The organism is Sulfitobacter sp., assembly GCF_039977885.1.
Classification (GTDB): Bacteria; Pseudomonadota; Alphaproteobacteria; order Rhodobacterales; family Rhodobacteraceae; genus Sulfitobacter.
On record NZ_JBDWCI010000020.1, the window covers coordinates 620,387 to 641,688 of the forward strand.

At 57.2% G+C, this 21,302-nt stretch carries 18 protein-coding genes; 10 read left to right on the plus strand and 8 right to left on the minus strand.

Annotated features, from left to right (window positions below; all coding sequences use genetic code 11):
- Positions 1-27: 27 nt before the first annotated feature.
- Both ABJM03_RS16690 and ABJM03_RS16695 read left to right on the plus strand, forming a co-directional pair.
- The gene (locus ABJM03_RS16690; RefSeq protein WP_348418970.1) at positions 28-618 is read left to right on the plus strand and encodes a DUF1285 domain-containing protein; all 591 of its coding nucleotides are present in this window, start codon (positions 28-30) and stop codon (positions 616-618) included.
- The gene (locus ABJM03_RS16695) at positions 615-1,370 is read left to right on the plus strand and encodes a TIM barrel protein (protein ID WP_348418971.1); all 756 of its coding nucleotides are present in this window, start codon (positions 615-617) and stop codon (positions 1,368-1,370) included. Before ABJM03_RS16690 ends, ABJM03_RS16695 begins: the two co-directional genes overlap by 4 nt.
- Here ABJM03_RS16695 and ABJM03_RS16700 read toward each other — a convergent pair.
- From ABJM03_RS16700 to ABJM03_RS16710, 3 genes are all read right to left on the minus strand, one after another.
- On the minus strand, positions 1,367-1,987 hold the full coding sequence (locus ABJM03_RS16700; protein WP_348418972.1) for a glutathione S-transferase: 621 nt from the start codon (positions 1,985-1,987) through the stop codon (positions 1,367-1,369). The two genes, ABJM03_RS16695 and ABJM03_RS16700, sit on opposite strands and share 4 nt — an antisense overlap.
- 5 nt (positions 1,988-1,992) lie before the next feature.
- Positions 1,993-4,782 (minus strand): DNA polymerase I, encoded by a 2,790-nt coding sequence (gene polA / locus ABJM03_RS16705; protein ID WP_348418973.1) that lies wholly within the window; start codon positions 4,780-4,782, stop codon positions 1,993-1,995.
- Between the two features lie 80 nt (positions 4,783-4,862).
- Positions 4,863-5,042 carry a zinc-finger domain-containing protein gene (locus tag ABJM03_RS16710; protein WP_348418974.1) on the minus strand — a complete coding sequence of 60 codons (180 nt, stop codon included), beginning with the start codon at positions 5,040-5,042 and terminating at the stop codon, positions 4,863-4,865.
- A gap of 556 nt (positions 5,043-5,598) precedes the next feature.
- On the opposite strand from ABJM03_RS16710, the gene gpmI reads away from it, so the two are divergent.
- Genes gpmI through ABJM03_RS16725 form a run of 3 tightly spaced genes read left to right on the plus strand, consistent with a single transcriptional unit; the run spans position 5,599 to position 9,581 of the window.
- Positions 5,599-7,116, plus strand: coding sequence for a 2,3-bisphosphoglycerate-independent phosphoglycerate mutase (gpmI, locus tag ABJM03_RS16715; RefSeq protein WP_348418975.1), 1,518 nt, complete (start codon positions 5,599-5,601; stop codon positions 7,114-7,116).
- Positions 7,113-8,240 carry a peptidase M23 gene (locus tag ABJM03_RS16720; RefSeq protein ID WP_348418976.1) on the plus strand — a complete coding sequence of 376 codons (1,128 nt, stop codon included), beginning with the start codon at positions 7,113-7,115 and terminating at the stop codon, positions 8,238-8,240. Before gpmI ends, ABJM03_RS16720 begins: the two co-directional genes overlap by 4 nt.
- Before the next feature lie 3 nt (positions 8,241-8,243).
- Positions 8,244-9,581 carry a S41 family peptidase gene (locus ABJM03_RS16725; RefSeq protein ID WP_348418977.1) on the plus strand — a complete coding sequence of 446 codons (1,338 nt, stop codon included), beginning with the start codon at positions 8,244-8,246 and terminating at the stop codon, positions 9,579-9,581.
- A 94-nt stretch (positions 9,582-9,675) separates the two neighbouring features.
- Here ABJM03_RS16725 and ABJM03_RS16730 read toward each other — a convergent pair whose 3' ends face one another.
- The 4 genes from ABJM03_RS16730 to ilvD form a co-directional block, all read right to left on the minus strand.
- Positions 9,676-10,050, minus strand: coding sequence for a hypothetical protein (locus ABJM03_RS16730; protein WP_348418978.1), 375 nt, complete (start codon positions 10,048-10,050; stop codon positions 9,676-9,678).
- A gap of 41 nt (positions 10,051-10,091) precedes the next feature.
- Positions 10,092-10,865 (minus strand): DUF6478 family protein, encoded by a 774-nt coding sequence (locus ABJM03_RS16735; RefSeq protein WP_348418979.1) that lies wholly within the window; start codon positions 10,863-10,865, stop codon positions 10,092-10,094.
- Positions 10,866-10,982: 117 nt separating this feature from the next.
- The gene (locus ABJM03_RS16740; RefSeq protein ID WP_348418980.1) at positions 10,983-11,591 is read right to left on the minus strand and encodes a hypothetical protein; all 609 of its coding nucleotides are present in this window, start codon (positions 11,589-11,591) and stop codon (positions 10,983-10,985) included.
- Positions 11,572-13,338, minus strand: a complete 1,767-nt coding sequence (gene ilvD, locus ABJM03_RS16745) for a dihydroxy-acid dehydratase (RefSeq protein ID WP_348418981.1) — start codon at positions 13,336-13,338, stop codon at positions 11,572-11,574. Before ilvD ends, ABJM03_RS16740 begins: the two co-directional genes overlap by 20 nt.
- A gap of 288 nt (positions 13,339-13,626) precedes the next feature.
- On the opposite strand from ilvD, the gene ABJM03_RS16750 reads away from it, so the two are divergent.
- The 5 genes from ABJM03_RS16750 (at position 13,627) to ABJM03_RS16770 (ending at position 20,215) form a co-directional block, all read left to right on the plus strand.
- Entirely contained in the window at positions 13,627-16,698 is a 3,072-nt protein-coding gene (locus tag ABJM03_RS16750; protein ID WP_348418982.1) for an ABC transporter transmembrane domain-containing protein, read from the plus strand.
- Complete coding sequence (locus ABJM03_RS16755; protein WP_348418983.1) at positions 16,695-17,594, plus strand: type II CAAX endopeptidase family protein; 900 nt, start codon at positions 16,695-16,697, stop codon at positions 17,592-17,594. The genes ABJM03_RS16750 and ABJM03_RS16755 overlap by 4 nt, the downstream gene beginning before the upstream one ends.
- 63 nt (positions 17,595-17,657) lie before the next feature.
- Positions 17,658-18,608 (plus strand): acetyl-CoA carboxylase, carboxyltransferase subunit beta, encoded by a 951-nt coding sequence (gene accD, locus ABJM03_RS16760; RefSeq protein ID WP_348418984.1) that lies wholly within the window; start codon positions 17,658-17,660, stop codon positions 18,606-18,608.
- A 7-nt stretch (positions 18,609-18,615) separates the two neighbouring features.
- Entirely contained in the window at positions 18,616-19,890 is a 1,275-nt protein-coding gene (locus tag ABJM03_RS16765; RefSeq protein WP_348418985.1) for a folylpolyglutamate synthase/dihydrofolate synthase family protein, read from the plus strand.
- A gap of 112 nt (positions 19,891-20,002) precedes the next feature.
- Positions 20,003-20,215: a hypothetical protein gene (locus ABJM03_RS16770; RefSeq protein WP_348418986.1), complete on the plus strand. Its 213-nt coding sequence runs from the start codon at positions 20,003-20,005 to the stop codon at positions 20,213-20,215.
- Here ABJM03_RS16770 and zapE read toward each other — a convergent pair.
- Entirely contained in the window at positions 20,212-21,279 is a 1,068-nt protein-coding gene (gene zapE / locus ABJM03_RS16775; RefSeq protein WP_348418987.1) for a cell division protein ZapE, read from the minus strand. The genes ABJM03_RS16770 and zapE overlap by 4 nt on opposite strands.
- Between the last annotated feature and the right edge of the window lie 23 nt (positions 21,280-21,302).

Below are 21,302 nucleotides of genomic sequence, written 5' to 3' on the forward strand. Positions count from 1 at the left end.
TCTTGATTAGAGGAAATGGCAAAAGCAATGAACGGACAAAAAACTGTGACACCGTCGGCGAGTAGCCTTGCCGAGTCTATAAAAGCGACAAAAACACGCGGATTGCCGCCGGTCGAGAAATGGAATCCGCCGTTTTGTGGTGATATCGACATGGAAATCCGCCGTGATGGTACGTGGTTTTATGAGGGAACCCCCATTGGACGGCCGGGATTGGTCAAGCTTTTTGCTTCGATTCTGATCCGTGAGGAGGGTAGTTATTTTCTGGTCACGCCGGTAGAAAAGGTCGGTATCCGCGTCGAGGATGCCCCTTTTGTGGCTGTGGATTTCGCGGTTTCAGGTGATGGCGACGCGCAGTGTCTGACGTTTGCCACAAACCTTGATGACACCACAGTGGTCGGGCCGGATATACCGCTGCGTTTTGTGCGCGATGAGGTAACCGGAGAGCCATCGCCCTATGTGCGCGTGCGCCGTAATCTGGAAGCGTTGATCGACCGCAAAAGTTTTTACCGGCTTGTTGATCTGGGTGTGCACCATGAGGGGTGGTTTGGTGTCTGGTCCGGTGGCGCATTCTTTGGAATCATACCGTCAAAGGATTTGCCACCCGAGGATGACCAATGAAAATTGCCGCAAATCTGAGCCATCTTTGGCCCGAACTGCCTTACCTTGATCGCTTTGATGCGGCGTCAAAGGCGGGTTTTGCAGGTGTAGAAGTTCTGTTTCCCTATGAGGTTCCAGCAAAAGAGACCCAGCGCGCGTTGTTACGTGGCGGGTTGGAAATGGTGCTGATCAATGCGCCGCCGCCGAATTACACGGGCGGGACCCGTGGTTTTGCTGCTGCGGCGGGGGATGAGGCGCGGTTTGCCCATGATATGCGCCGCGCGGGCCGCTATGCGCAGGCTTTGCGTGTACCAATGATCCACGTCATGTCAGGTGATGCGCAGGGGGAGATGGCAAAGGCCACGATGATCGCGAACCTCAAGGCGGCATCAAAGGCGGCCCATGAGGGGTTAACCCTGACGCTTGAACCGCTCTGCTCTGAGGTGCAGCCCCAGTATTTCCTGAATGATTATGCTTTGGCCGCCGAGATCATTGCGGAAGTGAATGCGCCCAATGTGAAGCTGCAATTTGATAGCTTCCATGCGCAGATGATCCATGGGGACGCGGTGGCCGTCTTCACAAAATACCGCGATATTATCGCCCATGTGCAAATCGGTGACACACCCGGGCGTGGTGCGCCGGGCAGTGGTACTGTCGATTTTGCCGCCCTATTCGCAACCATCCGCGAGAGTAGTTATACGGGTTGGATCAGCGCGGAATACACCCCCGGTCCCTCCACTGAAGACACGTTGGGGTGGATGAAGCAGGTCTAGGTTCCGAAGATGACCGGCGGATCGCCGGCTTTCCATTGGGGGTATTTATGCATCGCCTGCGCAAAGGCGGCTGCGTTCAGAAAACTATCCAGCCAGCGATGGAGGTCGGGCCAAGGCTGCGCATCGAACCACGGCTTGTCGATAAAGGCGAACTGCCGCACGAACGGCGCGATCGCGAAATCCGCCAACGTGGCGTGGTCAAATATCCACGGACCAAGGATTGCATCCAGATCACTGAGAAACGCGCAGGCCTCGGCGCGGTGGGCGGCGGGGTCTTCATCCGGATAGCGGGTTGTGTATTTGGTCCGGTCGAGCGCGTGTTTGAACGGCCCGTCACAGCGCGCAATCCAATCGTGGCCTTGCGCGGGCATGTCCAGCCAACCCAGTGGGTCATTCTGCGCCAAGGCCCAGTGCATAATGTCCAGACTTTCATCAATGACACCGCCTGAATGTACAAGGCAGGGCACGGTGCCAGAGGGCGATACCTCAAGAAAGGCGGCTGGCTTGTCGCGCAAGACAACCTCGCGCAACTCGACGGGGCAGGCTGCTGCTTTTAGGGCAAGGCGTGCCCGCATGGCGTAAGGGCAGCGGCGAAAGGAATAGAGGACCGGCAGCACTGCGATTAATGCGCTTCAGCCCAATTCGCCCCTGTGCCTGCATCCACGCTCAGCTTTACGTCCAGCTTCACGACCGGATCAGAGGCATTCTCCATCACATCACGCGCGGCAGCAATCAGGGCGTCCTCCGAGCCTTTTTCAACCTCGAACAGCAATTCATCATGGACCTGCAACAACATCTTTGCAGGTAAATCCACAATGGCATCTGGCATGCGGATCATAGCGCGGCGGATCACATCGGCGGCGGTGCCTTGGATCGGTGCGTTGATCGCAGCGCGCGCGGCAAACCCTGCACGCGGCCCTTTGGAGGCAATCTCGGGCGTGTGGATTTTACGGCCAAACAGCGTCTGTACAAAGCCGTGTTCTTTGGCAAAGGCCTTGGTGTCATCCATATAGGTGCGGATACCGGGGAAGCGTTCAAAGTAACGGTCGATGAAACCCTGCGCCTCTGCACGCGGAATGCGCAGGTTGCGCGCAAGGCCAAAGCCCGAAATGCCGTAAATCACGCCAAAGTTGATCGCTTTAGCCTGTCGGCGGATGTCTGGTGTCATCTCTTCCATCGGCACGTTGAACATTTCCGAAGCGGTCATTGCGTGAATATCCAGCCCGTCTGCAAAGGCTTGCTTTAGCGCGGGGAGATCAGCGATATGGGCCAGCAGGCGCAGCTCGATCTGGGAATAGTCGAGCGCGACCAATGTCTTGCCTTCCTCGGCGACAAAAGCCTCACGGATGCGGCGGCCTTCTTCAGAGCGGATCGGGATGTTTTGCAGGTTCGGGTCCGTTGAGGACAGACGACCCGTCGAGGCACCGGTGATCGAATAGGACGTATGCACGCGGCCTGTGTCAGGGTTGATGTGGGTTTGCAGCGCATCTGTATAGGTGGATTTCAGCTTGCTCAGCTGACGCCAATCCAGCACGCGGGCAGGCATCTCATGTTCGGTTGCGAGGTCTTCGAGCACGTCAACGCCTGTGGCATAGGCACCGGTTTTACCCTTTTTGCCACCCTCAAGGCCCATCTCATCAAACAGGACCTCACCCAGCTGCTTGGGCGAGCCTACGTTGAACTTGCGGCCTGCAAGCGCATAGATTTCGTCCTCAAGCCCCGCCATTTTCTGCGAAAACGCATTGGACATGCGGCTCAGCGCGTCGCGGTCCACTTTGACGCCATGCCGCTCCATCTGCATCAGCACGGGGGCCAGCGGGCGCTCCAGCGTCTCGTAGACGCGGGTGGTTTGAGCGCGGTGCAGGGCGGGTTTGAAATGTTGCCACAGGCGCAAGGTGATGTCGGCATCCTCGGCGGCATAGGGCACGGCGTCCTCCAGCGGGACCTTGTCAAAGGTGATCGCGGATTTGCCCGTGCCCAGCAGCGGCTTGATCGGGATTGGCGTGTGGTTGAGGTACCGCTCTGACAGCGTATCCATACCGTGCCCGTGAAGCCCCGCGTTCATCGCATAGCTCATCAGCATCGTGTCATCGAAGGGTGTCACAGCGATGTTTAGCTGTGCAAAAATCTTGGCGTCATATTTCATGTTCTGCCCGATCTTCAGGATCGAGGGATCACAAAGCATCGGCGTCAACATTTCCAAGGCCTGCTCTAGCGGCATCTGCCCTTCGGCCAGATCGTCCGAGCCAAATAGATCATCGCCACGGTTGGCCTTGTGGAGCAGGGGAATATAACAGGCCTCGCCTGCCTCTACACACAGGCTGATGCCGACCAGATCGGCGATCATGTCGTTGAGGCCCGTCGTCTCTGTATCTACGGCGACATAGCCGCGCGCGTAGATTTTATCGATCCACGTTTGCAGGGCATCCGCATCGCTGACCATAGTGTAGCTGGCCTTGTCGAAGGGGACTGTTTCGACCTCGGGCATTTCCGCGCTGGGCGCAGGCTCTGGGATGGCGGGGGCTTCGACCTTGAGCGTATCGGCGATACGCTTGGTCAGGGTGCGGAACTCCATCTCGGAGAGGAACTTCAACAGCTTTTCAGGATCAGGGTCGCGGATTTCCAGATCATCAAGGGTGAAATCCAGCGGTGTCTTATCGTCAAGCAGCACCAATTTGCGTGACAGGCGGATTTGATCGGCATTGTCGATCAGCGTCTGGCGACGTTTGGGTTGTTTGATCTCCGAGGCGCGCTCAAGCAGCGTGTCCAGATCGCCATATTCGTTGATCAGCAGTGCTGCGGTCTTGATGCCGATACCGGGCGCGCCGGGGACGTTATCCACCGAATCGCCTGCCAGCGCCTGCACATCAACGACACGTTCCGGGAATACCCCGAATTTGGCATGCACGCCGTCGCGATCGATGTGGTTGTTCTTCATTGCGTCAAACATCTCGACGCCGCCGCCAACCAGCTGCATCAGATCCTTGTCAGAGCTGATGATGGTGCAGCGCCCACCGGCCTCACGCGCCTGCACGGACAATGTGGCGATGATGTCGTCGGCCTCATAGCCTTCTTTTTCCTCGCAAGCGATATTGAAGGCGTGGGTTGCTTCACGCGTCAGCGGCATTTGCGGGCGCAGGTCTTCTGGCATCGCCTCGCGGTTGGCTTTGTACTGGTCGTACATGTCATTGCGGAAGGTGTGGGAGCCTTTGTCAAAGATCACCGCGATATGGGTGACATCGCTGCCGGCGTTCCCCTCAACATAGCGTTGCAGCATGTTGCAAAAGCCCGACACGGCCCCGATGGGCAGTCCGTCAGACTTGCGCGTCAGCGGAGGCAACGCGTGATAGGCGCGAAAGATAAACGCCGATCCGTCGATCAGATGAAGGTGGTGACCTTTGCCAAATGCCATTGTGCTGCGCTCCCGCTTTTGTGGTGATGTTCTTCTTGCCACGCAGCGCGTGCTGTCGCCACCGCGTTATGGGCGCCGCGTCAGACTTTGTCTTCGAAGCCTTCGAGGATGTATTTGCAATCGCAATAACCACATTCAACCCAGCCCTTGTCGGCCGGAATTTGTAGCCAGACGCGCGGGTGGCCCAATGCACCGCCGCCGCCATCACAGGCCACACGGTTTGAGGTCACAATGCGGGTTTCTGGAGCATTCGCTGTCATGGCTGGCCCTTTGCGGAGATAAAGATAGCTTTTGCTTGTTATGACCAATGCAGCGCGGGCGGGCAAGGGGCACAACGCACCCGATTTTCCTCGAAAGCGATTCGCTGCATCTCCTTTTTGTGCCCCCAAATGCATATCCCAAATGGGGTATGCATGCCCGCATCACATGCAAAAGCACAAGATTTGTCACTTAATTTTGAATCATTAGTCAAAAATGGTTTGCGATAAAGTTTACCTAAGGGCAATTTGGGGCCGTATTGAGAGACCCTTTTTAATCGTTATCTTTAATCACCCTTCTCCTTGAACCCGTGAGGTGAAGCGTGTTGACCTCTGTGCGGTAGCCTGAGCTTTTTGGCCTGAGCAGCAATGCATCATATTTCGATGCTTGTTCCATACAAGGATGAATGCGTTTCGCTGGTCCGGCCAGCAGCCTCCGGGGCCTATTTTTGGGCTCAACATCGCCTGCATTTCCTGTCTTGCCAGAAAGTGGTTCACGTCCGGTCAAGGTGACGGTACAAAGCGGCAACGCAATTTCGTGTGCTGGAGCTTGTTACCTATGTCTTTTCCCAAACCTGTCGTTCTATGCATCCTTGACGGGTGGGGTATTGGCCAAACCGAACAAGGAAACGCGCCACTTCAGGCAAGGACACCAACGATGGACTGCCTATTGTCATCTTGCCCTGCAGCTACGCTGACGACATTTGGGCCTGATGTGGGTTTGCCCCGCGGTCAAATGGGCAATTCCGAAGTCGGGCACACCAATATCGGCGCAGGCCGGGTCGTAGCGATGGATCTGGGCCAGATTGATCTGGCGATCGAAGAGGGCAGCTTTGCCACTCATGCTCCGATGCAGGATTTTATCCAGAAATTGAAAGCGACCGGCGGCACGGCGCATTTGATGGGGCTCGTGTCACGGGGCGGGGTGCATGGGCATCTGTCCCATATGATCGCTGCGGTAAATGCTCTGGATGCCGCAGGTGTTCCGGTTGTGATCCATGCGCTTACCGACGGGCGGGACGTGGCACCGCAATCTGCATTGGCCGATCTGAAAACGCTGACGGATGCGTTGCCTGATGGAGTGAAAATCGCGACGCTGGCGGGGCGTTATTATGCGATGGACCGCGACAACCGCTGGGATCGGGTATCCCGGGCCTATGCCGCTATTGCGCAGGGTAGCGGCGCGCGCGCCGCAACCGCCGCAGCTGCCGTGGAAGCCTCATATGAGGCTGATGTTGTAGATGAATTTATCAAACCTTGTGTGATTGACGGCTATGAGGGCGCCCGAGAGGGCGATGCGATCTTCTGCCTCAATTTCCGCGCCGACCGCGCCCGCGAGATTATGGCAGCGCTCGGCGCACCTTCTTTTGACGGGTTCGACCGTGGCGAGCCGGTGAAATGGGCTGCCGTTATGGGGATGGCCGAATATTCTTCGGAGCACGCGGAATACATGACCACGATGTATCCCAAGCCCGAGATCATCAATACGCTGGGCGCTTGGGTTGCGGGCAAAGGGTTGCGTCAGTTCCGTGTGGCCGAGACTGAAAAATATCCGCATGTCACGTTTTTCCTCAATGGCGGTGCCGAGGAACCCCAACAAGGGGAAGACCGCGCCATGCCCCGTTCGCCGAATGTGGCGACCTATGATTTGCAGCCTGAAATGTCCTGTGATGCGGTGGCCGAGCAATTGGTTGGCGCAATTAAGGAACGTTATGACCTGATCGTGGTGAATTTTGCGAACCCCGACATGGTTGGCCATACTGGCGATCTGGATGCGGCGATTGTGGCATGTGAAGCCGTGGACACAGGGCTTGGCCGGGCATTGGAGGCTTTGGAAGCCGTGGGTGGCGCGATGATCGTCACGGCGGATCACGGCAATTGCGAGATGATGATTGATCCTGAAACCGGTGGGCCGCACACGGCGCACACGTTAAATCCCGTGCCTGTGTTGGTGGTCGGCGGGCCCAAAGGAGCAACCCTGCGCGACGGACGGCTGGCCGATCTTGCGCCGACGGTTCTTGCGCTTATGGGGCTTGACCAACCAGTCGAGATGACAGGCCAGAGCCTGCTTGCATGATCTGGCGTGCGCTAATTCTGGCGCTTGTTCTTGTAACGCCTGCGACAGCTCAGGGGGATGCCTCTGCGCAGGCGCGTGCAGCAATCGCAATGCTGGAAGAAGCAGCAGGCAAGCTTGACGCCGCTGACGGTGCCCGCGACAGGGTGCGCGCGCTGACCGAAACCATTCAGGCATTTGAAACCGGTCTTGCCGCAATGCGCACAGGGCTGCGTCAGGCCGCGATCCGCGAGAAACAGCTTAGCGCCCGATTGGAGGCGCGCGATGGGGAGGTCGGGCAATTACTGGCCGTTCTGCAATCCATCGGTACGGGCAACCCTACCGCATTTTTGCACCCCGATGGCCCCACAGGTACAGCGCGCGCGGGTCTGTTGTTGGCAGAATTAACACCGGCGCTAAACCAGCGCGCAGAACAATTGCGCCGCGATCTGGAAGACGTGCAAACCCTGCGGACGCTTCAAACCGACGCCGAAGCCCGCCTGCGCAGCAGCCTCACCTCGGTGCAAACAGCACGCGCCGAGCTTAACAAAGCGATCGCAGAGCGGACGCCACTGCCGCAACGGTTTACTGAAGATCCGGTATCAACCGCGATCCTGATCGCCTCCAGCGAGACTTTGGACGGGTTTGCCTCTGGCCTGTCGCAAATTGTGGGTAGTGAGAATATCAACGTAGAGACACCGGTGAGCATTGACGGGCAAATCGGAGATCTGCCGCTGCCTGTGCAAAGCCTTGTCTTGCGCGGGATGAACCAGCCCGATGCAGCGGGTGTTGTGCGTCCGGGCATCTTGCTGGCGACACGACCGCGCGCGATTGTCACGTCGCCTACAGCTGCCACAATCCGCTATCAGGGGCCATTGCTGGATTTTGGCAATGTGATGATCCTTGAGCCGCGGGCTGATACGCTTTTTGTGTTGGCCGGGCTTGAGGTTGTATACGGAGAAATCGGGCAGGTGATTGCTGCAGGAACGCCCATTGGCCTGATGGGTGGGGCGGATACTGGCGGAGAATTGTCAACAGATGGTGATAGGTCTGGCGCTGCGCGTTCGGAAACGCTCTATATAGAAGTAAGACAGGATAATGTTCCCCAGGATCCGGCATCCTGGTTCAGAACTGGCAAGGATGGATAGTAAATGAAGAAGTTTTTGATGGCCGCTGCAGGTGGCACGATTGCAGGGGTAATTGCGACAACCCAGATTGCGGCGCCTTTGCTGGCTCAGGAAGCGGCAAAGACTGAAAACGTCTATGAGCAGCTTGATCTGTTCGGCGATATTTTTGAACGTATCCGTGCGCAATATGTCGAAGAAGTCGACAGCGGCGCATTGATCGAAGCGGCGATTGACGGGATGCTGACCTCGCTTGATCCGCATTCAAGCTATTTGTCACCCAAAGACGCCGAGAAAATGCGCGAACAGACGCGCGGTGAGTTCGGCGGCCTTGGAATCGAAGTCACACAAGAAGACGGTTTCGTCAAAGTCGTATCGCCGATTGATGGCACTCCTGCGGATGAGGCGGGCATCGAGGCCGGTGACTTCATTACCCATGTGAATGGCGAAAGCCTGCTGGGGCTGGTGCTGGACGAAGCGGTCGAACTGATGCGCGGACCCGTCGGGTCCGAGATCGTTGTGACGGTTGTGCGCGAAGGTGAGCAAGAGCCGTTCGACGTCTCTATTATTCGCGACACGATTGAGTTGACTGTTGTTCGTTCGCGCACCGAAGGTGATAGCGTTGTGCTGCGTCTGAGCACGTTCAACGACCAGACCTATCCCAAAATGGCCGAGCAATTGGCCGAGAAAGTCGAAGCCGCAGGCGGGATGGAGAACATCAACGGTTTTGTCATCGACCTGCGCAACAACCCTGGCGGTTTGCTGACGCAAGCCATCAAAGTGTCTGACGCTTTCCTGAATGAGGGTGAGATTGTCAGCACCCGTGGACGTGAAGCCGCAGACGGGGATCGGTTCAATGCCACGATCGGGGATCTGGCCGAGGGCAAACCCATTGTCGTGCTGATCAATGGGGGTTCGGCCTCTGCGTCGGAAATTGTAGCAGGTGCGCTTCAGGACCACCGCCGTGCCATCGTGATCGGGACCAAAAGCTTTGGTAAAGGTTCGGTGCAGACCGTTATGCCGCTGCGAAGTGAAGGCGCGATGCGCCTGACAACTGCGCGTTACTACACGCCATCAGGTCGCTCGATCCAGTCACTTGGCGTGTCTCCTGACATCATTGTAGCACAGCCATCGCGTGTGGAAGATGCCGATGAGGAAGAAGCAGCATCCTCGCGCTTTACGCGCTCGGAGGCGGATCTGCGCGGTAGCCTTAACAATGACAGCCTCACCGAGGACGAGATCGAACAGATCATGCAAGACCGCGAAAAGGCCGAAGCCGCCGCCGAACTGCGGATCGAGGATTATCAATTGGCTTATGCTATCGACATTCTCAAAGGCCTGTCGGCGCTTGGTCCACAAGAATAAGACCGCATCAGCGGTTTGAACAAAAGGCCGCTCCTGACAAGGAGCGGCCTTTTTGCCAGAATAAACAACGGCTCCTTAACGACGCAGGTGCCGGTTAGCTTGTCTCGAGACAGTGCCGACGGAACGCGCGTTTGAGCATATCAAGTTCGGCCCGCAGCAGGTCAATCTCTACACGCATGTCATCGCCCAAAGCTTCACCAGCCATCAAGGTGATCGCGGCCAGCTTTGCATCGCTATCGCTGTCTGTAATGAGCAGGGTCTGCATCCCGTCGGATATTGCTTGGGGCGGAATGGGGATTGTGACAATGTGGCCGTTGCCATCTTCGGCTGCCGAAACCGTTACATCGGGCACTTGAGCCCCTTGGTGGGTCACATCCAGCTTGGGCAGGACGCCCTTCGCGGCTCCGGTTAGGACGCCTTCCCAGATACCTTGGCGCATTTGGGTTTTTGTCAGCACAAGATTTGTCATGGTATTCTCCGTCGCCCGCCACGCAGGCATGTTTTAGCAGGTCAGATCTGTGCGCGTGGCCTGCGCGAAAAGGTGAGATCCCGCAGAGTGACCTGATTCATTTCCGGCCCTTCAAAGATAAGGTCAATCCACGCTGCTTCGACCCGGCGTTCGTTCAGGTTGGAATAGGCCAGGTCGAATTCGACAGTTGTTTGCGCCTGTGACATATCCAGTTCGCGCACGATCTGTTCGGTATTAGGGCCATTCTTGATATTAAGGCGGGCAAAAATCTCGATGGGTTTTTCCAGCTCGACGATCACATCCATGCGGATGAGATAGGACCGTTTAAGCCCCTCGACCCCGTCTTCGGGCAGGTCGATAACCAGCGACAGAAACGAGCCGTCAAAACGGAAAACATCCATGCGCAAGCCGTAGGGCGATAGGTCTTCGGCGCGCAGGTTTCGCAGCTGCCGCAAGGTGAGTTCAGAAAAGGTGCAATCGTGAAATAGGGTGACTTCGTTCCCGACCATCGCACGGGTTTCTGCGGCGGCTACCCCCGGCGATGGCAGAGGGCCGCGCCACAGCTCGGGCCGCCATGCCCAATCGGCATTATGCGGTTTGGGGAAGCTTGTAGAACCCTCCAACGGCAGAGCAAGCCGTTCGTCCGCGATATGGATAAGCTGGTCAAGATGCGCTTTTAGCTGGCGCGCACGCAGCCGTTGACGCCGCAAGCCTGCCAAATCCGCAGCGCGGGCCATGCGCGCGATACGTGCCCATTTTGCGAGTGAGCGGCCAAAGAACGCCGCATCCATAAGGTTTCCGCCAATTTTGGCCATGTCTATTGCCTTGCTGCCCTCTGCATCATTGTCATGCACTATGGTGTCATTTTGCTGAACACACGAAATTTCAGCCACGATGCCATGCTTGGCCCCGCATGCGCAAGTATCGAGAGCTTAGCGGGCGCTGGTTTTTGTGGCGGTACGCTCAAGCATCTGGGCAAGCACACTGGCCCCTTCAGAAGACACAGCACGTTGGCCCTCCGGCCCGAATAACGCAGCTCCAATAATAAAGTTGTCAATCTTGGCAACTGCACGCCAGTGCAACGAAGACAGTTCGGGGCCGGGCGGGGTGCCGGCAGTCTTGAAAATGATGCTGTCTGATGTCTTGCGTGTGTCTTGTGGGGTGGTCACATTGGCGGCTTCAGCGATCTGGGCCGCATCGGGCAGCGGAGTGTCTTTTGCATTACGCGCAATGCTCACAGTCAGCACGCCTACCGGTGCGCCCGAGCCGCCAGTCGCAGCGCCTAATGTATCGCAGCGACCCATCAAAGCAAAGCTTTGGGTCAGGCTTTCGGGATCAATGCAATAACCGCCTGGCGGGACCAGTGCGATCTGCCCCCGCATCATTGACGCCTGCGTTAGCGGAACAGGCGGCAGCGCCGCATCCTGTGCCGGAGACAAGGCCGAGAGGAACCCACTGGAAGTTTCCAGTGGGCCGTCGCAAGCTCCGAGGAGGCTAACCAACCCTAGGGCGGTGGCCTTTTTAGAGCTCCATATAGTCATGCCGCTCTTTCTTTGCCCCAGGGTGCGTGACGCAGCCAAGGTAGGTCGGGCCGACAAGCTGCGCATATTTCCACAGCGCGCCTGAGGCATAAATATTCTCACGGGGGCCTTCCCATGCTGCCTTGCGGGCGGCCAGCTCATCGTCGGTCAGATCAACCGAGATTGAGCCGGTGATCGCATTCAGCGTGATCATATCGCCGTTTTTCAACAGGGCGATCGGGCCGCCCATTGCGGCTTCGGGCCCGACGTGGCCGACGCAGAACCCGCGTGTGGCGCCAGAGAAACGACCGTCGGTAATCAGCGCGACTTTTTTGCCCATGCCCTGACCGGACAGCGCGGCAGTGGTTGCCAGCATCTCACGCATACCGGGCCCGCCGCGTGCACCTTCGTTGCGGATGACAAAAACATCACCCTCGGAATAGGTGCGGTTCTGGACCGCTTCAAAGGCGTCTTGTTCACATTCAAATACGAGCGCGGGACCGGTAAAGACGATGTCTTCTTTGGCCATACCGGCGATCTTTACGATCGCACCCTCGGGGGCAAGGTTACCTTTTAGGCCGACAACGCCGCCTGTTGTTGAGATCGGGTTGGTCACTTCGTGGATGACTTTGCCATCTGCTTCACGCACGATTTTATCCAGCTCTTCGCCGATGGAGTTGCCGGTCGCGGTCATGCAGTCTTCGTGGATCAGACCGGCTTTGCGCAGTTCGTTCATGACAACAGGCACGCCGCCTGCCTCATAAAGATCCTTGGCCACATAGGCACCGCCTGGCTTCATGTCGACAAAGTAGGGAGTATCACGGAAGATTTCACAGACGTCTTCGAGGAAGAAATCAATGCCAGCCTCATGGGCCATTGCAGGCAGGTGCAGGCCGGCGTTGGTGGAGCCGCCTGTGCAAGCCACGATGCGTGCCGCGTTCTCGAATGCTTCACGTGTGCAGATGTCCCGCGCACGGATGTTTTTCTCGATCAGGTTCATCACGGCTGCACCGGATGCACGGGCGTATTCGTCACGGCTTTTGTATGGGGCAGGGGCGCCGGACGAGTTGGGCAGCGCAAGGCCAATGGCCTCGGATACACAAGCCATTGTGTTGGCTGTAAATTGGCCGCCGCAAGCACCCGCAGACGGGCAGGCCACCCGCTCAAGCACTTCAAGCGCAGCCTCGCTGAGAGAGCCGTTTTGCCAGTTGCCCACAGCTTCGAACATGTCTTGCACGGTCAGGTCACGGTTGGCGAATTGTGCAGGCACATCAGCGTCTTTGGGCGCTTGGCCCGGCAGGATGGAGCCGCCATACATGAACACCGAAGGCACGTTGAGGCGGATCATGGCCATCATCATGCCTGGCAGGGATTTGTCGCAACCCGCTAGGCCGACAATTGCGTCATAGCAGTGGCCGCGCATTGTGAGCTCAACCGTGTCGGCAATGGCTTCGCGGGATGCAAGCGAAGAGCGCATGCCCTCGTGGCCCATCGCGATGCCATCGGTGACGGTGATTGTCGTGAACTCACGCGGGGTGCCCTGCTGGGCGGCAACACCGACCTTAACCGATTGCGCCTGACGGTTCAGCGCGATGTTACAAGGAGCGGCCTCGTTCCAGCAGGTTGCTACGCCCACCAAAGGCTGGTGGATTTCTTCCTCGGTCATGCCCATCGCATAGTAATAGGACCGGTGCGGCGCGCGCGCGGGGCCTTCGGTTACATGGCGGCTGGGCAGTTTTGATTTGTCGAAACGTGCGTTGGTGGACATCGTGCATCTCCGTAATCTGTGCTTGCCGAACTCGATAGTGGAGCAGGCGCGTGCTGGCAAGCATTGCCGGAAATTTGGAACTGCGACATAGGGTGAAACCTGTCTTATGTTTGAGGCTTTACACGTAACAACAGATCGGTGTGTGGTCTGCAGTGGCGGATGGAATGCAAATGGGCGGATATTAATTTTCTGCCAACTTGTTCGTGATGTATTCCGGTCATGCTGCGCGTTGTAAAATTATACCCGTAGCTTTAGGTTAGGGGATCACGTTTACGCAGAAAGCCATCAATGGACCGGAGCCTCCCCGCCTTTATCTGGAAGCACTCGAAGCGGGAACAATTGGTTCTGCTTGCGGTGACCTTTCTCACGTTCCCGTTTTTGTATGTCACGCTAGAGTTGCCCAAGCGCATCATCAACGATGCGATTGGCGCAGACGCGGCCATGATCAGGACTTTTGGATTCGAGCTGTCGCAGATCCAGTTTCTGACAGCGCTTTGTGTGGCGTATCTATTGGCTGTGCTGGCGCATGGACTGCTGAAAATGCGCCTCAATACCATGAAAGGTGTTACGGCAGAGCGTTTGCTGCGCAGATTTCGCTATACGTTGATTTCGCGCATGATGCGGTTCCCAAAGCGCTACTTCCAGGAAACCTCGCAGGGGGAGCTGGTCAGCATGGTCACCTCCGAAGCCGAGCCGATGGGCGGCTTGATGGGGGATTTCGTTGCGCAGCCGGTTTTTCAGGCCGGACAGATGCTGCTGATTGTGATCTTCCTGTTCTTGCAATCGTTCTGGTTCGGGCTGGCGGGTATCGCGCTTATTCCGCTGCAGGCCTACATTATTCCGATGCTACAACGGCAGATAAACCTGCTGAACAAGGACCGGATTAAAGAGGTTCGCCAATTCTCGGCCGAGATCGGCGAGACAGCCGCGGGCATCACCGATCTGCGCACCAATGGCGGGATCCGGTTCCGTTTGGCGGCATTCACATCACGGCTGGGCCGACTGTTCGAGATTCGCTTCAAGATCTACCAAAAGAAATTCTTCATGAAGTTTCTCAATAACTTCATCACACAGCTGACGCCGTTCTTCTTTTATCTGGTGGGCGGTATTCTGGCGATCCGCGGCGATATTACAGTGGGTGCTTTGGTGGCGGCACTGGCCGCCTATAAGGATCTGAGCGCCCCGTGGCGTGAGCTGCTGACCTATTATAACCAAGTGCAGGATATGGCCTTGCGCTGGGAAGTGGTGACCGAGCGGTTCAACCCCGAGGGGGCAATGGACGAGGCGCTGCTTATTGGGGAGCCGGAAGAGGTTCCGCATCTTCGGGGCGATATCAAAATATCGAATGTTCATGTGCGCAACAAAGACGGCGGCGCGATCCTCAAGGATTTGTCGATTGATATTCCCAAAGGTTCACAAGTCGCCATCAGGACCTCCTCGGTTCCGGAGCGGCGCGCGATTGCGGAGCTTCTCACCCGTGAGATGCTGCCCGCGCGTGGGAGTGTGAGCATCGGTGAGCACAACCTTGCCACGCTGCACCAAGCGGTGATCGCCGCGCGCATCGGCTATGTTCAATCACAGCCCTATCTGTTTCAGGGCACCATCGGGGATAACCTGCTGATGTCACTGCGCACCTCGCCAAAGACGGTGTTGTGGGACCCCGAGTGCCGTGATCGGGAGGGCATCGAAGCGCGCCGGTCCGGCAATAGTCTCGATAGCATCAAGGCTGATTGGCTTGACCCTGCGCTGGCCGATCTGGGCGGTATGAAGGATGTGCGAAAGTGGTGGTTCCAACTGAGCCGCGTGCTCAACACTGATGAGGGCATCATCCGCGCCATGCTCAATTCGCGGATGGACCCGGCAACCCATGTGAAGCTGGCAAAGCGGATTGTCGCATTGCGTGGTGAGGTCGAACAAACCCTTAAGGAACGCAATCTTGAGGATGTAGTGTACCGGCTTGATCCCGATGTGTTTAACCCTGCTGTGCCTTTGGGGAGTAACCTGTTGTTCGCCTCGCCGCGCCGTGGGATCAGTCAGGCCAAGCTCGCATCCGAGAAAACCTTCCTTGCGATGATTGCAGAGGAAGGGCTGGCCGAACAGGCTATCGCCATTTCGCAAACATTGGTCGAAACACTGCACCAGACGTTCGGAATGGACGGCACCAATCACCCGCTGTTTACCGCATTGGGTATTGAAGAAAGCCTGTACGAACAGCTGGTGGAAATCGCCAGCCGCCGCCGCAGCCGGGGCGACGGCGCGTTGTCCGAAGACGAATTTTCGTTGTTGCTGACGGTTCCCTTTGCTTTCACAGCAGAGCAAATCGGACCTGCTTTTCCGGAGGCGTTCAAGGATGAAATCCTCGCGATCCGCCGCAGCCGCGGTGTGCATCTGCGGGAGCTGGCCTCCGAGATGTTCGTGCCCGTGGCCCCTGATACCTATCTTCCACGCCTGACTTTGCTGGAAAACCTTCTGTATGGCCGTATCTCAGGTGTGGCGGGCGTGAAGGCCGATCTTATTCTGGATGCGGTATTAGATGTATTGGCCAAACATGACATGCAGCGCGAGGTCGCGGCCAATGTGTTTGATGTGCGCACCGCGATTGCAGGCACGAACCTGCCGCTCGCTATTCAGGAACGCGCGGCATTCACCCGTGCCAGCATCAAGCGGCCCGATGTACTGATCTTTGATCAGGCCTTGGGGGGAAGTGATCTGGGTGCGGTACGTGAAAAGCTGCGAGAGTTGTTGCCCGAAACAACGCAGATTTTCCTTGATGACAGGTTTGATGCACCTGAAACTTATGACCAGTTCATCGAAATTAGTAACGGTCAGATTGACGGCGTCGGTGAGAGCGAGAGCCCCGAGGCTTTGGAGACATCCTCGGATGATCTGCGCCGCAAATTGTCGGTAATCCAGCATGCCGAATTATTCCGGACTGCCACGCCGAGGGCGCAGCGGCTACTGGCGTTTGCGGCCACGTGGTATAATGCACCGGCTGGTACAGTTGTCTTTAGCACAGGCCAAAAAGCGGATGCGACCTATCTATGCCTATCGGGCAAGGCTGAAATCACTGTCTCGAACAACAAGGGGGTCGAGACCCGTCTAAGCACGATTGAGCCCGGACGGGTGATTGGCGATCTGGCGGTTATCTTGAGAGAACCACGGCAATCCACACTCAGAACATTGGAGGAAACGAGGTTTCTGCGTATCGGCGCAGAGCAGTTCCGCTCTGTTATCGAAGACGATAAGACCGTGTTGTTGAGTTTGCTCAAAACAGTGGCCGAGCATCTGACCGGTGCTGCCGATGTGATCCGTGAAGCGGCGCTTGAATTGCCACAGAGTGACGAGAGCGAAATGGAATGAACCGACTATTTCCTGATTATCCGGCGCATGTTCTGCATACTGTCGTAGCTGAAAAACGCTCTGAGTGGTGGCGTACTCTTTTGGGGTGTGTGGCCATCGTTGCTGTGTATCTATTGCTGGCGCAGCTCTATCAGATGATCCTGTTCTCGGTCACCAATGGCCGTCCTGGCTTCCTTGAGCAACTCATCGAAGGATCATCGCCCTTGGCGATGCTGGTCCTGTTAGGCAGTTTCGGTCTGATCAGCGCGAGTGTCTTTATCGTTGTGCGGTTTTTTCACAAACGGGCGGCGCTGGGCGTGATCGGGCCGCTGAGCTTGGCGGTGCCGCAGTTTGTGTGGGTCGTTGCAATGCTGGCGGTGCTGGGCGTGGTTCTCTCGATCCTGCCGCCATATGGATATGATGCGCCGCTGGTGCCCAACCTCCGTGTTGGTGTGTGGTTGCTGTTGTTGCCGCTGTCGCTGGTGGCTGTTTTTGTGCAAATCAGCGCCGAAGAGATTTTATTTCGCGGGTATCTGCAGCAGCAGTTGGCGGCGCGGTTTCGCTCTCCGTTGGTGTGGATGGTGATCCCTTCTGCCCTGTTTGCACTGGGTCACTATCAACCCGGCGAGGCGGGTGAGAATGCGGTGATGATCACCGTCTGGGCCGGCGTATTTGGTCTGTTGATGGCTGATCTTACTGCGCGGTCGGGGTCACTTGGTCCTGCATTGGCTGTGCATTTCGTCAATAACGTCACTGCATTGGTGTTCACATCCTTGCCAGACAGCCTGAGTGGTTTGGCCCTGTATCATACACCCTTCGGAATGGGCGACGCCGAAATACTGCGTGCGTGGCTGCCGGTGGACTTTGCTGTGATGTTCGTTAGTTGGCTGGCTGCACGTTTGGCCTTGCGGCGCTGATTGCAATTCCCGAAACCTCCCCTTATTTGGGGGAAGATACGTAAACTAAGGCGAGGCGCGCTCATGAACTGGATCAACAACTATGTCCGACCCCGGATTAACTCGATCTTTTCGCGCCGCGAAACCCCCGAGAACCTGTGGACCAAATGTGACGAATGCGGCACCATGTTGTTCCACCGTGAGGTCAGCGACAACCTGAACGTTTGCACCAACTGCAACCACCACATGCAGATCGGCCCGCGGGACCGTTTTGCCGCGCTGTTTGACGGGGGCATCTTTAACGAAGTGAAAGTGCCCGCGCCCACAGCAGATCCGCTGCATTTCCGCGACCAAAAGAAATACCCCGACCGTCTGCGCGCTGCACAAAAGCAGACAGAAGAGGCCGAAGCCATGCTGGTCGCGAGCGGTGAGATCGGGCGCACGCCGATTGTGGCCTGTGCACAAGACTTCAGCTTTATGGCGGGCTCCATGGGGATGTACGTCGGCAATGCGATCATTGCTGCCGCCGAGGAAGCGATCAAGCTCAAGCGCCCGCTGATCCTGTTCTCTGCTGCTGGCGGCGCGCGTATGCAGGAAGGCATCTTGAGCCTGATGCAAATGCCGCGCACAACCGTTGCTGTGCAGATGCTCAAAGAGGCGAATCTGCCCTATATCGTTGTGCTGACCCACCCGACCACCGGTGGCGTAACTGCGAGCTATGCAATGTTGGGTGATGTGCATATCTCAGAGCCAAACGCATTGATCTGTTTCGCTGGTCCGCGCGTGATCGAGCAAACCATTCGTGAAAAACTGCCCGAGGGCTTTCAGCGGGCTGAATACCTGCTGGAGCACGGAATGCTGGACCGTGTAACCCCGCGCCCGCAGATGCGCGATGAGTTGATTACCATTACCCGCATGTTGTTGGGCCTGCCCCCTGCTGTGCGCGGTGATCTGCCGCCGCCTGCCGAAGCTCCGGCCGAAGTGGCTGTTGCGCCTGACGAAGCAGCGCCAGAGGCACCGGACACCAACAAGTGAGAGCCACATGAGCCAGCCGACCTCGGACATCATCCTTGACCGGATGATGGCGCTGCATCCCAAGATCATTGATCTCACATTGGATCGGATGCTTCGTTTGTTAGAGGCGCTGGGCAATCCGCAAGACAGTTTGCCGCCAGTGATTCATATCGCTGGCACCAACGGCAAAGGCTCGACCCAAGCGATGATCCGCGCGGGGTTAGAGGCCGCTGGCAAGACGGTTCATGCCTATACCTCACCACATCTGGCCCGTTTCCACGAACGTATCCGGCTCGCCGGAGAGTTGATTTCCGAAGATGCGCTGACGGCGGTGCTGGATGAATGCTACGCCGCCAATGGCGGCGAGAATATCACCTATTTCGAGATCACCACCTGCGCGGCCTTATTGGCGTTTTCCCGCAGCCCTGCGGATTATACCTTGCTTGAGGTTGGTCTGGGCGGGCGTCTGGATGCGACCAATGTTATCGCGCAGCCTGCGGCGACGGTGATCACGCCTGTCGATCTGGATCACCAGCAGTTTCTGGGCGACACTTTGGCCGAAATCGCGGGTGAGAAAGCCGGTATCATCAAACGCCGCGTGCCTTGTATCGTTGGGCCCCAGCAAGAGGCGGGGCTGGAAGTGATCGAGGCCATAGCCGCACGTAACATGGCAAAGCTGAGTGTTTACGGCCAGCATTGGCAGGTCAGCCGCGAAGCGGGGCGGCTGATCTATCAGGACGAGCAGGGATTGTTGGACCTGCCGCTACCCGCTTTGCCCGGCTTGCATCAGGTTCAAAACGCAGGCGGCGCGATTGCCACGCTACGGGCGTTGGGATTTGACGCTGCGGCCTGTGAGGGAGCGGTCACAGACGCGCAATGGCCTGCGCGGATGCAACGCCTCAAGACAGGTCCGTTGGTCGAGGCGGCAGGGCAGGCCGAGCTTTGGCTTGATGGCGGGCATAATCCTGCTGCTGGCCATGCCATTGCTGCCCTTCTGGCCGAGCTGCCAAAGGTCCCGACATATCTGGTGTGCGGAATGCTCAACACCAAGGATATCGAGGGCTATCTGCGTCCCTTGGCGTTGCATGCCACAGCGTTAAATGCGGTATCTATCCCCGGTGAGGCGGCGACCCTGCCTGCAGCAGTTACAGCAGATGCAGCTCGGAAGGTCGGTATGCAAGCCAGCGAGGCTGCAGATGTGGCAACCGCTATCGCGGATATCGTGGCGATGACCCCTCACGCGCGCATTTTGATCTGTGGCTCGTTGTATCTTGCAGGCAACATATTGCGAAGCAACGGGTAGCTCCCCCTAGATAGGGTAGTGAAATACTTGACCTAACGTAGTTCTGCAATTTAGGGCTGTATTAACAGTAGCTGCTGCAAAACATCTATAACCAATCGGATCAGGAGTAAGCATGACACAAAAAACCAAAGCGCTGCCTGATCAGGCACAGACCGGTTCAACCTCTGTCCGTCAGGTAATTGTCAGTGTTATCGCCTTGGGGATTATCGCCTTGGGCGGGTGGAGCATGTGGCGTCAAAGCGCGCCGTACCACCCCGAGATCGACCCAGAACAGGTGAGTCGCAACGCAGCGCCCGTGCTTTCACAGGCACAGGCCAGCAACTAGGGCGCTTCCTGCCCCCAATCCTCACTTTGCATTTCACGCAAACGCGATGCGGTGCGTTCGAATTCAAACGTGCCTTCACCTTCTAGATACAGCATTTCCGGCTCTGCCGCTGCAGAGCAGATCAGCCGCACGCGAGCCTCATAAAGCGCGTCAACCAGCGTCACAAAACGTTTGGCTTCGTTGAAATTGCTGCGACCCAATGCGGGAATATCATCCAGCATCAAAACCCGTACCGCATCGGCAATGGCAAGGTAGTCTGCCGCGCCAAGAGGTTGGCCGCACAGCCCGTGAAACCGCGCACGGCCCACACCGTTTCGGAACTGGTCCAACGTGACATCACGTCCTTTGACCCGCAATGTGAGCGGTCCTGTATTTCCGCCTGCCAGATCATTCCAGACGGCATCCATATGCGCGCGGCTGTCGGCATTCACAGGGGTAAAGTAAACAGGGCTCCCTGCAAGCCGATCCTGCCGGTAATCGGTAGGGCTGACCAGCTCGTGTATGACCATGCGTTCCTTGATCAGATTGATGAAGGGCACAAAAAGATCGCGGTTGAGCCCGTTTTTATACAGGTCATCCGGTATTCTGTTGGAGGTGGTGATGACGACAACGCCCGCGGCGAATAGCTGTTCAAACAGGCGGCCAACGATCATCGCATCGGTAATATCCGTGATCTGCATCTCGTCAAATGCCAAAAGCCGCACAGAGGCGGCGACATCCTTGGCCACAGGTGCGATAGCATCATCCACACCGGTTTTGCGTACCTCATGCATGGCGGCATGGATTTCCTGCATGAAAGCATGGAAATGCACACGTCGCGCCGGAATATCGCCCAGATGGCTTACGAACATATCCATCAGCATGGATTTGCCGCGCCCGACACCTCCCCAAAGGTAAAGCCCCTTTGGAGGCTCGGGCGCTTTGCGGAACAGGCCCTTTTTGACCGGCTTCATCAGGCCTTCGCGGATGCGGTCGAATTCAGAGAGGGCGGCCTCTTGCGCTGGATCGGGGCGCAACGTGCCGTTCTTGATTTGCTGGTCATAAAGGGTGCGAAAGCTGGTCATGGCATCGCTCCTAAACCTGTGGT